This is a genomic window from Phyllobacterium sp. 22229, from assembly GCF_052056495.1.
Lineage (GTDB): Bacteria > Pseudomonadota > Alphaproteobacteria > Rhizobiales > Rhizobiaceae > Phyllobacterium > Phyllobacterium myrsinacearum.
The window spans coordinates 68,612-83,179 of record NZ_JBQEPA010000007.1 but is presented as its reverse complement, the minus strand read 5'-3'; the positions used below and the strand labels follow the sequence as shown (position 1 = coordinate 83,179).

At 59.9% G+C, this 14,568-nt stretch carries 12 protein-coding genes; 3 read left to right on the top strand and 9 right to left on the bottom strand.

Going from position 1 to position 14,568, the window contains the following annotated elements; genetic code table 11:
• Positions 1–19 precede the first annotated feature (19 nt).
• From ACTJJ7_RS10370 to ACTJJ7_RS10360, 3 genes are all read left to right on the top strand, one after another.
• On the top strand, positions 20–802 hold the full coding sequence (locus tag ACTJJ7_RS10370; protein ID WP_440966943.1) for an SDR family oxidoreductase: 783 nt from the start codon (positions 20–22) through the stop codon (positions 800–802).
• A 176-nt stretch (positions 803–978) separates the two neighbouring features.
• The gene (locus tag ACTJJ7_RS10365) at positions 979–1,815 is read left to right on the top strand and encodes an oxidoreductase (RefSeq protein WP_440966941.1); all 837 of its coding nucleotides are present in this window, start codon (positions 979–981) and stop codon (positions 1,813–1,815) included.
• Between the two features lie 155 nt (positions 1,816–1,970).
• Positions 1,971–2,114, top strand: a complete 144-nt coding sequence (locus ACTJJ7_RS10360) for a hypothetical protein (protein WP_158531308.1) — start codon at positions 1,971–1,973, stop codon at positions 2,112–2,114.
• A 62-nt stretch (positions 2,115–2,176) separates the two neighbouring features.
• On the opposite strand, the gene ACTJJ7_RS10355 is transcribed toward ACTJJ7_RS10360, so the two are convergent.
• From ACTJJ7_RS10355 to ACTJJ7_RS10315, 9 genes are all read right to left on the bottom strand, one after another.
• Entirely contained in the window at positions 2,177–3,394 is a 1,218-nt protein-coding gene (locus tag ACTJJ7_RS10355; RefSeq protein ID WP_130272188.1) for an adenylate/guanylate cyclase domain-containing protein, read from the bottom strand.
• Between the two features lie 73 nt (positions 3,395–3,467).
• On the bottom strand, positions 3,468–4,652 hold the full coding sequence (locus ACTJJ7_RS10350; protein WP_440966939.1) for an SGNH/GDSL hydrolase family protein: 1,185 nt from the start codon (positions 4,650–4,652) through the stop codon (positions 3,468–3,470).
• Positions 4,649–5,737: a glycoside hydrolase gene (locus tag ACTJJ7_RS10345; RefSeq protein WP_440966938.1), complete on the bottom strand. Its 1,089-nt coding sequence runs from the start codon at positions 5,735–5,737 to the stop codon at positions 4,649–4,651. Before ACTJJ7_RS10345 ends, ACTJJ7_RS10350 begins: the two co-directional genes overlap by 4 nt.
• 62 nt (positions 5,738–5,799) lie before the next feature.
• Positions 5,800–6,975: a polysaccharide pyruvyl transferase family protein gene (locus ACTJJ7_RS10340; protein WP_105735103.1), complete on the bottom strand. Its 1,176-nt coding sequence runs from the start codon at positions 6,973–6,975 to the stop codon at positions 5,800–5,802.
• Positions 6,976–7,021: 46 nt separating this feature from the next.
• A complete protein-coding gene (locus ACTJJ7_RS10335) occupies positions 7,022–8,197 on the bottom strand; it encodes a polysaccharide pyruvyl transferase family protein (RefSeq protein WP_440966937.1) in 1,176 nt (391 codons plus the stop codon).
• A 28-nt stretch (positions 8,198–8,225) separates the two neighbouring features.
• Positions 8,226–10,913: a glycosyltransferase gene (locus ACTJJ7_RS10330; protein WP_440966936.1), complete on the bottom strand. Its 2,688-nt coding sequence runs from the start codon at positions 10,911–10,913 to the stop codon at positions 8,226–8,228.
• Positions 10,903–12,408 carry a DUF6212 domain-containing protein gene (locus ACTJJ7_RS10325; protein WP_440966934.1) on the bottom strand — a complete coding sequence of 502 codons (1,506 nt, stop codon included), beginning with the start codon at positions 12,406–12,408 and terminating at the stop codon, positions 10,903–10,905. The genes ACTJJ7_RS10330 and ACTJJ7_RS10325 overlap by 11 nt, the downstream gene beginning before the upstream one ends.
• Positions 12,409–12,671: 263 nt before the next feature.
• Entirely contained in the window at positions 12,672–13,892 is a 1,221-nt protein-coding gene (locus tag ACTJJ7_RS10320; RefSeq protein ID WP_105735101.1) for a glycosyltransferase family 4 protein, read from the bottom strand.
• 41 nt (positions 13,893–13,933) lie between these two features.
• Positions 13,934–14,503 (bottom strand): MarR family transcriptional regulator, encoded by a 570-nt coding sequence (locus ACTJJ7_RS10315; protein WP_105735372.1) that lies wholly within the window; start codon positions 14,501–14,503, stop codon positions 13,934–13,936.
• Between the last annotated feature and the right edge of the window lie 65 nt (positions 14,504–14,568).

Sequence of the window (14,568 nt, the reverse complement as noted above, 5' to 3'; positions counted from 1 at the left end):
AAGGACAGGTGAGGACAGGATGGATCTGGGAATCAAGGGCAAGCGGGCAATCGTCTGCGCGAGTTCGAAGGGACTGGGCCGCGGCGTTGCGGAAAAGCTGGCGGAAGCAGGCGTCGACCTCACATTGAACGCCCGCACAGAAGCAGTGCTGCGCGAGACGGCAAAGGAGATTGCCGATACCTACGGCGTCAAGGTGCAGATCGTTGCGGCAGATGTGACGACGGAGGACGGCCGCAAAGAACTACTGGCGGCCGAACCGCAGCCGGATATCCTCGTCAACAATGCCGGCGGACCGCCCGCCGGCCTCTGGTCCGACTGGCACGAGGAAGAATGGCTGAAGGCGGTCAATGCCAATATGCTGACGCCGATCTATCTGATGAACGCAATCCTGCCCGGCATGATCGAGCGCAAATGGGGCCGCGTGGTCAACATCACGTCCGGTTCGGTGAAATCTCCCATTGCCCAACTCGGCCTGTCGAATGCCGCGCGCAGCGGCCTGACCGGCTTTGTCGCCGGAACCGCGCGGCAGGTGGCGCGCCACGGCGTGATCATCAACAACCTGCTGCCGGGCTCGCACGAGACCGACCGGATCAAGGGATTTTTGGAAAAGACTTCGGAAACCAAGGGCATCTCCATCGAACAGGCGCGCGCTGAAGCCCATGCTGCCAATCCGACCGGCCGCTTCGGCACCAAGGAGGAGTTTGGCGCAGCCGCCGCCTTCCTGTGCAGCCAGTATGCAGGCTTTATCGTCGGGCAGAACCTTCTGCTTGATGGCGGCGCCTTCAATTCGACGCTGGGATGAAAGCCGACGTCGATGCCGTGAGTTCCATAATTAAACTTATGCAACTGTCGGCATCGTGAAATCTGGAGGATCAGGCAATCCATCCGGAGTTCCGGTCTACGTGTTTTTCCGCTCCCGTCCTATTTTCACGTCGTGGCCCTAAGGGGCTCTGTTTTAGCACGACAAGGAAATGCAGGATGAGCAAGACATGGTTTATCACCGGTGCCGGACGGGGTATCGGCGCGGAAGTTGCCAAGGCTGCGCTGGCAGCCGGTGACAATGTGGTCGCGACCGGCCGCAATCGCAAGCAGGTGCAAGAGGCGTTCGCGGGCGTTGAGGGGCAATTGCTGATTGTTGAGCTGGACGTGACCAAGCCGGATCAGGCGGATCAGGCGGTGGACGCTGCCGTCACCCATTTCGGCGGCATCGACGTTCTCGTCAACAATGCCGGCTATGGCCAGCTAGGCCCCTTCGAGGAAAACGGTGCCGACGACATCGAACGGCAGTTCGCCACCAATGTATTCGGCCTGTTGCATGTGACCCGTGCGGTCCTGCCTGTGATGCGCTGGCAGAGAGCGGGCCGCATCTTCAATCTGTCCTCCATAGGCGGCATGGTCGGGTATGCCGGTGCTTCCGTCTATTGTTCGACGAAGTTTGCGGTCGAAGGCTTCTCCGAATCGCTGGCCATGGAAGTGGCCCGTTTCGGCATCCATGTGACCATCGTCGAACCGGGGTTCTTCCGCACGGATTTCCTCGACCAGAGTTCGGTCCGCTATGGCAACAAAAGCATTGAGGACTATGCCGAAGCCTCGCGCGAAACACGCACGACCTATGACGGGTACAGCTACAAGCAGGCGGGTGATCCGGCAAAGCTTGGATCGGCACTGATCGAGCTGGCCACCTCACAGGAGCCGCCGCTGCGTTACGCCGCTGGTTCCGATGCGGTCCAGGGCATTGCGACGAAGCTGGATTCGGTTCACGCGGAGATCAACAAATGGCGATCTCTGTCGATTTCCACGGATGGTAATTTTTGAGCCGCTTTTCTGCCCAGAGATCAACACGATCTTCCCGGAGAAATAGGCAATCACCTCGGTGGATCGGTATACCGCCTCGCCCTTCCGCCATGCGATATTCAGACTGGGAATAAACCCCCGCTATTCAAATCACTTAAGAGAAAGGGATATTTGCAATGAACATCCAACTCCCCACCCTTTCACCGTATCTCAAGCCGAGTTTTTCAACGCTGAAACTTCTTTCACGCGTGCTGCATCCGATCAAGACCAAGAAGGATCGCGATATGGCGGAACTGGCAAAGCGATATTTAAACGGATAATCAGCGCCTTTTGATGCGCTTGTGAAAGCAGAGGAAACCCGCAATGCCCGGCATTGCGGGTTTCAGCGTTTTTCGGCGGGATCGAGGGTGAACAATTCCTGCGCCCGCCCGACACCGCGCAAGGCGAACCGCCCGACGCAAACCAGTTTGGAACGAAGCTCCTCCGGCAGGAATGCGGCGAAGCGGTCGGAAATCAGGACATCCTGATCGACGGAACGGCACATGGATGCGATGCGGCTGACTTCGTTGACGGCCGGGCCGACCACGGTAAAATCCAGACGCGTGTCGCTGCCGATATTGCCAAAGAACACTTCACCCACATGCACGCCGAGATAGACATTGGTGATGGGCTGCCTCTCGGCGGCGCGCCGTTCATTCAGCATGACCAGCCGCTTGCGCAGGAGAGCCTCGGCCTTCAGTGCCGCGGCGCAGGCCGTCTGCGGCCCGCCATCGGTGAAGATGGCCAGCGTGCCGTCGCCAATGAGCTTCAGCACATCGCCGCCCGCTTCCTGGATCGACGAGATGACCGCATCGGCATAATCGTTCAGCATCGGGATAATGGCATCCGGTCCGGCCGCATCGGAAATACGCGTATAGTCGCGCAGATCCGAATACCAGAGAACCGCTTCGATCCGGTCGGCGGCACCGCGATTGATGCGCCCGGCCAGCACGCGTTCGCCCGCATCATGCCCGAGATAGACCTCGGCCACCGTGCGCACGATCCGCGCCAGCGAGGAGCACTTGATCGCAAGCGCCAGCCCCCGCACCAGACGTTTCAGGGTTGCGATATCGCGATCCGTAAAGCCGTCGGCATGTGCCGTCGACCATTGCGAATAGAAACAGTCCATTTCGCCGATGCTGCCCTGGGTCGAAAACCGGTGGACCAGCGCGAGATAATCGGTAAGCCCTTCCGCCTTGAGGTTTTCCAGATGCAGAAAGCCCGGTTCGTCCATTTCGCCTATGCGGCGGCGCAGCGAATCCTCGCCCGACTGCAGCAGGTGGTAAAACGTGGTCCGCTGCCAGCTTTCCGCACCGGCGCCCTGGGTGCTCGATCCATACTCGATCACCGGCTTTTCCACCTCTTCGCGCTGGCGCCAGTGGAATGCCCTGCCCTCGTAAATGGGATGCAGCGTATCGACAAAGGTCAGGGCACGCTCAAGTGTCATGCCAAGCCCGCAGCACCGCACGCAGAAACCGTTCAGCAGCTCGGTTTCGCTGGCGCCGGCCAGTCCTTGTGCATCGAGCCATTCTTCAATCGCAACTATGTCGGCTTCGGTCATGATTCCCGCTCACTTGTCCGTCTGAACGGGTATCACGTCCGCGCCGTTTGACAAAGATGGCAGCAGCCGGACGTCAGGCGCTTGGCGCTGGCACTTCCACTGTGGTCACCGGTTGTGCGGCAGCGGCAGAACCGTTGACCGCGCTTCCGGCCTTCTCGATGGCGCAGACCTTCAGGTTGCCGGTGAAGAGAATGCCGCTGATCGGCAGCGCCGGTTCGGCCGGGAATGTTTCATGCCGGATGCTGTCCTTGGGCACATGCAGCTTGTGTTCACCGCCTTCGCCGCCGCCCCCGAGCGTGAGCGCGAGGGATGGCTGGGTCTGCAGGAGCGTCACGCCGTAGAGGAATTCGAAGCTCAGCATCGACACCAGAAATTTGTAGGTGCCGTCGCGCACGCCGCCCTTGAGCAGGGCCGCGCGGTGCGTCTCTTCGCCCATGTGCACATCGAGCGGCGGAATGCGCGGCTCGCAGACATAGGCCATGGCCAGGAGCTGCCCCTTGTCCACCTCGAATTTCAAACGGTCGCGGCCAAGATCAAGGGCCGAGACGGAGAAACGCCGGTTGCTGTACTCGACCGGCAATCGTCCAAGCCTTTTGCCCAGTTGTACGCCGTCGAGTGCGCGCGCGCCGGCAAAATGATCGGGGTCGATGGGCGGTTGCAGGGCAGCCGCCTTGTGCGGGCGCAGCAATGCCGGTTCCAGTTCATCGGCAATGAGGTTGGCAACGATGGTCGTTGCGACCGGCCGGGCATAATGCCCCTGATCGGAATAGAAGCTGGGGTGGCCGACCACATCGCGGCCCAGCCGCTGCATCAGGTGGCGCGAAACGTCGACGCAGATGGTGCCGTACCACTGCGAGATGTAATTGATCCCCGCATCGATGGATGGCACGGCGCTGAGGAAGGAGCCGTTGCGGGCGCCGAAGACAAGGGTGGCGATGCGCAGGTTGGGGTTCTGCTCACGAGCATAACGGATGATCCCCTCATAAAACCGTGCCCAGTGGCGAAAAGGCCGCCGCTCGTCGCCATAGACGAAAGCATCATTGAGTGCGTACTCGATCAGCAGCAGATCGCAATCGGCAAGCGCTTCATAGGTCTTGAGCTGGTAGAGGCCGAAGGCGCTGGTCGTCCCGCCCACGGCGAGGTCCGCGGCAATGTCGAGGTCGATGCCGCGCCGGGCCATGGTTGCCAGAAGCGACGGCAGGTAGCCGGGCAGCATGACGGTGTTGGAGCCGCCGATGATAACGGTTTTCAGTTTCATGGTGTCACCACTGCTGCCCGGCCCGCCGGAGAAAGTCCCCCGCAGCGCCAGACCCCATATCCCTTTGCATCCCAATCGAAGTAGTAGGCGGCCGCCACGCGGCCCGTTCCCATCAGTTCGGCGAAGCGGCTGCGCGCCGCTTCGACCAGCTGTTCGCGCGAGCCGTCATTGGCCGGGCATGTGGTCGAGGTGTTGGAAAAGCCCCATTCGGTGATCCAGCAGGGTTTGCCGTCCGGCTCCGAGCGGCAGATGGACAGCGCCTGGCTGACATGCGCCGCGCGGGCCGCCGCCGTGCCGTTGCTGCCGGGATAGATATGGATGCCGTAGCCATCCACAACCTTGTCCAGCCCATGCTTGCGCATGAGATTGGTAAAGCTTGCGGGATCGATGCTGTCGATGCCGCGCCGGTCGGCGTCGGCCACGGGGATATCGGACAGTCCCGCCGAAACGACCTTGGCGGTGCGGCTGTATTGGGTTGATTGCAATTCCTTACGGACCACCGCGGCAAGCTGGACGTAGCGGGCCGCGCCCTGCTCGACGGCCGGCAAGTTGTCGAGATCCGCCAGCGAGCGGGCGGTACGGCTTTTGGCCTTTGTCTTCACTTCGAGATCGCCATTATAGGCGCCCCAGTTGATCTCGTTTCCGGCCTCCACGGCCACAAGCGGAATCTTGAGCGCATCGATCTTGCGCAGGGCGTCGCCGACGACGGAACGGAACTGATCCGGCGAAATATCGGAAAGCCGGTACATGTCCCATATCCGGCCAAGACCGGGACGGGGTTTCGTGCCTTCGGGGTAGAACGCCGGATTGTTGAGCGATATTTCCAGAAGGATGGCGAGGCCCTTGGCGTGGGCGACGCGCACCGCATCAATGCTCTGGTCGATCGGTTTGGTCAGCGACAACCGCACCGCAACGACGCCGTTCTTGACCATGAGATCAAGAACCTTCTCCCGTTCGGCGGGCGAAAGCCAGGCCAGATTGACCCGGTTGACGCCAAAGCGCGTATCGCCAGCCGCATGGGCTGGCAGGGCACCGACAGCCATTGCTGCAATGATACCGGCAGCGCCGGCGGCCAACTTACGCATTTGCACTTTCCAACCCATGGTTTCATGCCTCCTCATAAGGTGGACGCCGGGACAAACACCGGTCACCGGATTCCAATATCTTTCAACGCGGCGTTGAAATTGGCCTCGCAGTCGGAATAGCGGTGAATGGCGGCGGGAACGTCGATCTTCGACAGGAAATCCTGCAAGAAAGCCTTCTTTTGCGGCTCGCGGTTCCATACCGATGCCTCGATATGGGGGAAACCGACAAAGTCGAGCATTTCGCGCATCCGGTCGTCGACGGCGATCATCAGCGCCGGAATGCCCGACTGCATGCCGATGATGGAGCCATGGAACCGGCGGCCAAAGCAGAAATCCTGGCCGGAGACCCAGCTGCGCCACTTATGCGTGTCAAAGAATACGAGATAGTCGCGCTTGCGCTGCCATTTCTCCGCATGCTTGTACTCGGTGGCCGCGGTGATGCGGCTGGCCGCCGGATCATAGGCTTCGCTGCCTTCGTCGCCCACCATGTTCATGTTGTAGACGATGACCTCGTCCTGGATGACGTAGCTTGCCGTGCTGTCCTTGTGCAGGAGCGCATGGGCATCGACGATGGTGTCGGGAACGCTGCCGAGATAACCGCCAAAGGCGATCTTCTGCGAGTCCGCCAGACCCGGATCGGCGAGGCGGCTGAGCGAGCGCTTCATCTGGGCCGGATCGTAATAGAGCGAGGGACAGCCGGTCGGGCGCACATATTTCATGCCCTCGGCTTTCAGGAATTCTGCCGTGAAGTGCCCGCGGGTGAGGAAGAAGGTTTCCTTTTTCTTCAAGACGTTGAGAAAGCGCTGCGTGCCTTCCGGCAGTTCGGCTTTCAAATTTTCCTTCTTCTGGATGCCGATGCCCATGATGACGATCGGCATGTTGAGACGCTCGAACACATGGGATTCCGTCGCCGCGGCATAGCCGGGCCGAAGCAGGTTGGCCGATGCGAACAGGCACAGATCAAAGCTCTCGTTCAGCCGTGCATAGGTTTCGGGCGAATGGATGCTGTTGGCCAGGTGCCAGAATGGAATATAGGTGACGTCGTGGCCGCGCACGCTGTTGGCGGCGCCTTCACCGATGAGATAATTGCCAGTATTGGCAATCCGCTTGACCTGGTCGATGACATCCTTCTTCGTGCGGATGTTCTCGAAATAGGGACGGTGCTTGACCGTTGCCCCGGAAACGCTTTCGACGGTCCGCATCAGATATGATGGGATGCCTGTGATCATTATTCGCATGTTCGTCCATCTTGGGTTGGAGCTTCCGGCGCACCGGATATGGGAGTTATCCGATGCCGATCTCGGTCAGGACCGAGCGGAAGCTGCGTTCACGGTCAGAGTATTTTTCGATGACCTGCGGAATGTTCATCTGCGCCAGATGGTCGGAGATGAAAGCCGAGCGGTCATTTGCAGAATTGAGGTCATTGGCCTCGACTTTCGGCAATCCGGAAAAGTTCAGCATTTCGCGCATGCGGTCGTCGACGGCAACGATCAGGCTCGGCACCCCGGACTGGAGCGCAATGATGTTGCCGTGAAACCGCCGGCCGAACGAGAAGTCCATCGAGGACGTCCAGGCCCGCCACTGGTTGGTGTCGAAAAATGTGTGAACCTTGATCTTTTTCTTCAGTTCGCCGGAGCCCTTGAACGTGAGGTCGCCGATCATCTCGCCCGAGGTTGAATCGTAGACGCGGCCATCCTCGTTGGGCTCGACCTGCATGTCGAAATGCAGGGGCTCGTCCTGGATGACATAGGCCGACCGGCCGTCATCCGACGACAGCGCATTCATGTCGCCGATCGTATCCAGCGCGGCGCCCATATAGCCGGTGAACACGGTTCGCCCCTCGCCCACCTTCACATCGGGCAGGCGGCGAATGGCCTTGCGCACATTGGCGGGCATGAAATACATCGACGGGCAGCCGACGGGCCGCACGAACGAAAAGCCCTGGTCCTTGAGATAGGAGGCGGTTTCATCGCCGCGGGTGAGGAAATAATGTTCCTTTTCCTTCAGTACCTGCAGCAGGCACTGGGTGCCTTCCGGCAAGGACTCTTCAAGGTCCGGGCGGTTCTGAATGCCGATGCCCAGCATGACCACGGGCATGTCGAGCTTGGACAGGACCTGTGCTTCCGCATCGGCCGACAGGCTTTTGCGCAGGAGGTTGGCGCAGGTGAACACGCAGATATCAAACTGCTTGTTGATGGAATCAAGGCCGGTGCCATTGTTGACGGCATTGTAGAGATGCCAGAACGGAATATGGGTGGCATCCGGCGACAATGCGCGCAAGGCGCCCTCCCCGATCAGATAATTGCCCGTGTTGCTGATGTTCTTGAGTTCACGCAGGTAAGCATCCTTGCTTTCCGGCTGCGGTTGTTTCTCCGAGTAAAACACACGGGCGTCTTCAGCGCGCTGGATGAGGCGTGTTACGTGGCCTGGGATGCCTGTAAGGAGAATTCTGGGGCTCATGGGGGTCACAAAACCTTTCTGGTGATCGTCACGCGACTGCACGACCGGGAAGCACGGCGGTGGCATCGAATTCTGGGGTGATTTCCGGCGCACCGGCATTCCGCTCGAGAGGAACAGCCGGTTCGATGGTGTTGCTCCAGTGAATGAAGCTGGCAAAGGAGGACGTCCAGGAACGCCCGGCAGCGGTGGCAAGCGCGCCCTGCGCGGTGCGGGCAAGTGCCGCGCGGTCCTGGGCAAGGATGGTGAGCAGCCGGGCGATATCCGACACGATCTGCGCATCATTGCCATTCTTGATCAGGATGCCGTCCTGGCCATGGACGATCAGCTCATCGACCGCACCGACGGCGGTTGCCACGGGAACGCAACCAAGCTGCTGCGCCTCGGCAATCATCAATGGCGCCCCTTCCCAGCGTGACGGCATCAGCAGCACGTCGGCCCAGGCGAGCTGGGTTGCGATATCCTTGCCGCTGAAAACCGGCGGCGAAACGCGGACACCGGCCTCCTTGAGGCGCGCCATCCATGAGGAACTCGGATCGTCGGAGAGAATCTCGCCGCCGATGGCCTGGGCTTCGAAGGCGATGCCGCGCTCGCGCAGTTTGATGATGGCATCGTGCAAGCGGTCAATGCCCTTCTGCCGGTCCAGGCGCCCCATGTAGAGGATGCGCAGCGGTTCATCCGGCTGCTGCGTCTTGCGGGCGCCGGTGACCTGGGTGCGCAGCTTTGCATCGATGGAAAAGCTGGCGGCGTTCGGGACGGCAAAGATTTTCTCAAACGGTACGCCGAAGCTATGCAGGTAAGTTTTCAGCTGCTCGGAACAGGTGAGAAACGCGTCATAGGCATGTTCGAATGCAATGGCGGCATAGGGCTGACCGGCGCGGCGGCGGAAGACGGTTTCATCCACGACATGGAGGTAGCAGGCAGTGCGCGTGCCTTCCGAGCGAAGCTTCCCCATCAGCGGATGGGCGGCCATGACGTGGTTGTTGACGATCAGATCGAAGCCGGAGAGCTGTCCGCGCAGCCCTTCCCAGTCGAGCGGATGATCTTCGGTGATGAAATCCTGGCCAAGGAAACGGTTGGTGTCTCCCCAGGCCGGTATGCCGTCCTTCCAGAAATGGATGTAGTCGAAGGCCTGGTCGAATTCATCGAGCACATCCATGCGGCTTGAACCGAGCACGAACAGATGGGTTTCAAACCCTTCCTGTTTCAATTCACGGCCCGCCGCATAGGCAACCTTCTCGGCGCCGCCGAACGAAGCATTGGGAACGAGCACGGCCGCCGTCTTCTTCCCGGCGGTGTTGTGGGCGAGCGGAAGCACCGGCGATCCGCCCAGTTCCTTCCTCAAGACCTGATACATGTCCGACAGGGCAGGCAGGCGGCGCGGGCGCCATGTCCAGCGCGTGGATGCCGTCTGCTTGAGCGGGCTGGTTGCAATGGCCGTGACGAGATTGAGGAGGGCCTGCTCCGGCCGTGCCAGCGAGCGGCGCTGGCGTGCCTTGGGGAACGGAAAGCGGACTTTCAGGCGTGACGATGTCGGCCAGAGCTGCTGGCTGCCGATGGACGAAAACCAGTCGAGTGCATCGTTGTCGATGACGTTCTGGATGAGCTTGGTGGAAACGAAGATCAGGTCGGCCGGTCCTTGATGCGTGCCGGATGGCATGATCTCGGACTCGATGCGCCGCTCCGAATCCACATTGCCGAACTCGACGAAGACGATATTGGACTTTTCCGCCAGGCGCTCGAGATGGCAGAGAATGTTCGGAAACAGCCGTGACCGGTTCAACAACTTCAAGGTTTCGTTGCTGCATGCGGCAACAAACGGCGGGAAGTGGAAATTGTCGGGTTCGCCGACGCTGCCCCAATAGGCGCGGATGGCGTCGTCAAAGCCGATCTCACCCGGTGTACGGGTGGGATCGGTGAAGGTGCTGAGCGTCCCCTCGCCTGTCCGGATCAGTGCGTAGCGGGGGCATTCCTCATGTTCGAAGCCGACCAGGGTCGGGCGCCGGAACAGGGCCTTATGCCGTTTACGCAGGAAGTTGATCGATGATGACCGGTCGCGGTTGGCTTCCTTGAAGCGGCTTTCCGCGCGCAGGCGGTATTCGAAGCCGGTGTCGTGGCATGGCTGCCCGGCAAAACCGGCCTCGATTGCCGACAACCAGAATTCCCAGTCCTCGAAGCCATTCTGGCGGTCTTCGTCGAAGCGCACGCCGCTTTTGAAGACGTCGATCGCAATCATCGATCCCGTGTCGCAGATATTGTCCGTGATGCAGTGGATCAGCCGCGAATAGCTGTCGCCGTAATGGGCGCGCCAGTTCACCGAGAATGTATCGATGTTGGTATAAATCCACCCGGCCTTGCCGGCGGCAAGACGGCGGTAAAGTGTATCGACAGTATAGGGTTGGACGCGATTGTCGGCATCCAGAAAATATACTGCCTTTGCTTCGGGTAATTCTTCGAGAATGTATTCGATCGCCCGGTTGCGCGCGCCGCCCGGTCCGGCATTCGCGCCGAAGATCACGTGTATGGCGGGATGGGCGGCCGCATAGAGCGCCAATTGATCGAACACCTCATGGCGCGGATCGCCATCGACCGAGACAATGATGGCAACACGGAATTTCGTTATCGATGCCAGTGCCGATTCCAGCGCCTCGGGAACGAGGGCCGCATGGCCGTAAAGCGGCATGGCGATGGCGATCAGGTCCTGCGATTTATCGGGCATTGGCCATCTCCTGGGCCGGGCGCGCCTCGATATGCTTGACAAGCCTGAAGTTGAACACCTTGAGCCAGGAGAAGTCGACCGAACCGGTGGTCGCCTTGCTGAGAACGACGAGGTCCATGGCGCGGGTGGTTGCCGTGTCGAGCATGAAATTGATGTCCACGGGCTGTGCCGCGGTGATGTCGGTCCAGCCGCTGAACAGCGCTGCCGGCCGCTTTTCCGTGGCGCGGCCCAATGCGCCGACCTCGCCCTTGATATCCGCCGACAGGTTTGTCAGCAGGAAGCCGACCGCGCCGGGCTGGCCCTCGGGATGATCGATGATGGCGCGTGCCGAGATGCGTACCGTCCCGGGTGATACGACACGGCGGATCGCACCGGCCGTTATGCCCTCGCTGAGGGGATGGCAGACAATGGCGTCTTCATGCTCAAGAAAACGCACGGTGGGGAAATCGGGCTCGACGGTATGGACCGAAACATTGGCGACGCTGCGCAGCATTTCCACCGGCAGGCGGTAATCTTCGACGCGCCGTCCAGCGATCAGCGATGTCGGCACGAAGACGTTGCTCAGAGAGGTCGGGCGTACCCCCGGCAGGCCCGTAAAGACGCGAAACGCCAATGGGCGCATGTCGAGATCGGCATGCGGTATGCGTGCCCTGGCCGCATAGCGTTCATTGGTGATGGCGTTGCCAAGCGAAAGCTCCGGCGGGATGCCGCCTGTTGCCGAGACCCGAAGCCGCAGCGTGCGGTGGCCGCCGTCGCAGGCCTTGGGCAGGGAGAAGAAGTTCCAGCCCGCAACCACGCTGGCATAGGGGATGAGCCATTCCGCCACGCCTTCGCCGTTTTCAACGTAATCGAGCGTGACGATCAGCTGGCCGGACCGCCCCGATGGCAGGCCGCGGAAATGCAGCGCAAAGCCGGACACCGCATAGCTCGATACCGGGAAAAGCTGCTCGATTTCCGATTCCCGCAACAGATTGGCAAAGCCCTCATCCTTCGGGTCGATGCAGGGTGTGTGCCCGAAAACCTCGGTCACGGCATCCCAGTTCCTGGCGTGAAAGGCATTTTCGATGGCGCGGTAGTTTTCGAAGAGCGTTTCCCGCTCGCGCCGCAGCATGACAAGCTCGCTGTGCACCTTGGTCACGTGGCTGGTGAGGCGATCCAGCCCGCATTCGAGCACTTGCGCGACAAGCGCGGCCTGCGTGGCAAGCGTCGATGCATCCAGGCGGACAACCGGCACTTCGGGAACGGTCCTGAACCGGTAGATGCGCTTCAAGGCATTCTGCAGTTCCGCCGCCCCCTCATCCGATACGGCCACGCCGATCAGCGGAAAGGCATTGAGCAGCCGGAGCTGATCCGCGTCCGGTTCAACGAAAACAATGAAATCGGCCAGGGGCGAGGATTCGAGCAGCGGCTGGTCATGGCTGGAAGCAACGGCATAGCGGCTTCGGCGAGGCTGTCGATGAACGGCTGCGGGCAGTAATGTGTTCAAAATGGACATCCCGTGTCTTTGGCAGTGCAGTTGGTCGATTGTGCGGATGGGAACCGCGTCTCCCATCATGAGAAAATATCAACCGAGTAATGTCAACAGAATATCTTCTCGATCTATAGTAAAATGTAATACAGATATAGATTATAATTGTTTCAAAAATCGAATTATTTTATTTATACTTTTGATAGTGAGGTAAAACCCCAGCATTTCCCGCGGATTGCGCCGGAGTAGGCCCGCGGTGCGGGGGGAATTGAAGTGCTGGGGTGGTGCGCTTATGCGGCTCTCAAAACCGCGTCGATCAGAGATTTTTGCCGCGCAAGACAATCGGAAAGCCGGAAACGGTGCTCGATTGTGCGGCGTGCTGCCGCACGCAGCGGCATGAAATCATTCGGCCCGGAAAGCACGCGCAGAATGGTGCCGGCGAGCGCGTCCGTATCATAGAAGGGAACAAGCAAGCCATTTTGGCCCGAGCGGATGATTTCCTGAACCGGCTTGGTGTCCGAGCCGATCACCAGCGCGCCACATGCCATGGCCTCGATGACGGACCAGGACAGCACAAAGGGATAGGTCAGGTAGATGTGCGCGGTCGATATCTGATAGAGCTGGCGCAGGAGATCGTGTGAAATCGCTCCTGGAAACAAGATCCTGTCGGGCGGCAAATCATATTTGGAAAGCAGTGCGTCCTTCCACGAGCCCCCACCGGGCGGCGGCGTGCCATAGCTTACCCCGTCGCCGCCGACAAAGATGAACAGAGCGTCGTCATTTTTCCGGATGACCTTTGCCGCTGCTTCGAGTGCCTGCGGGAAGCCGCGATAGGGCTCGAGGTCACGGGCAACAAAGGTGATGATTGGCGGATCGCCTGCCTTGAGAATGCGCCCGTCAGGCAGTTTCAGCGATGCATTCGCGTCGGGACGGAAAATCCGGGTATCGACGCCTTCGTGGCAGACGGCAATGCGTTTCTGTGCGGCAGCCGGATAGAGGCTCTTCTGCCAGAGGGTCGGGCTGATGCCGCCGTTCATCGCCTCAAGGGAGATCAGCTGCGCAATGTTGCGCAGCCTTAATCTTTTGCGGGTTTCGGCGTCCGGATTGTCATCCGGCGCAAACCCGACATCGGCGCCTTCGGCCCGATAGAAGAATTCGCAATAGCCGAGGGCCGGAACCTGCGGCAGGACATCCTTGACGAACATCATGCTGCCCCAGCCGATATGGCCGATGACAATGTCGGGGCGTTCGCCCTGACGGGTCATGGAATCGAGTGTTTCAGCAACCCGGTGCCCGATCCGTACGTGGTGGTCGGGAATGCCGAGATACCTGGCCATCTGGCTGTCCGCCCGAGGGCCAGGTTCCATTCTGTGTCTGATCACGCGGACCGATGGGAGGCGCCGGTCCACTGTTTCACAGATAAGGCTGACATCATGCCCGCTTGCTGCAAGATGTTCGGCAAGGGCCGCGAATTGCCCCAGGCCGCGCCTGTGAACGAAAGCCACATGCATGTCAGTCCTTTCCAGACATCAGAACACGAATTGACAGGGGCTCAGATGCCGTAACGAGCGGCATTGCCCCAAACCAGTTCGAGCCTGTGCAATGTCTGGAATGCGATTTCCAGATTGCGAAGATCGTCATCATCCCGGGCGAGCACGCGGTTGTACGCGCCGCCAGCATTGCGCAGATTGGCGCAAAGCTGTTCGCCCTTGTCAGTCAAGCGGATCCTTGCGGACCGCTTGTCGCGCTGGGAGGCAACCCTGTCGATGTATCCCCCATCGGCGAGCTGCTTCAGGTAGTAGGAGATATTGGAGCCGATATAATGACCCCGGTCCAAGAGTTCTCCAACTGAAAGTTCGACGTCGCCAATGGCCAGGAGAACCATCGCCTGGGCCGGGCCAACGTCTTCAATCCCCAGCTTCGTCAGCTCGCTCCTCAGCAGGCTCGCGAACCGGCGATTTACTCTCTCAATCATTCTGGCCAGCTCGAAGTGTGTCACCACAACGGTATGAACTGGATGTCTATGTCCCTGTTTTTCCGCTGTAATTTCAGGAAAATCGGCGGCATCATAACCGTCAATAGATGTTTCGACTTCCACTCCTTCGTGTAGAAGTTTCTGTATCATCTTTGTCTCCATCATCAATTTTACTTCAAAATTTGAAGTAAGTTACAAGTATATTCCAAGGT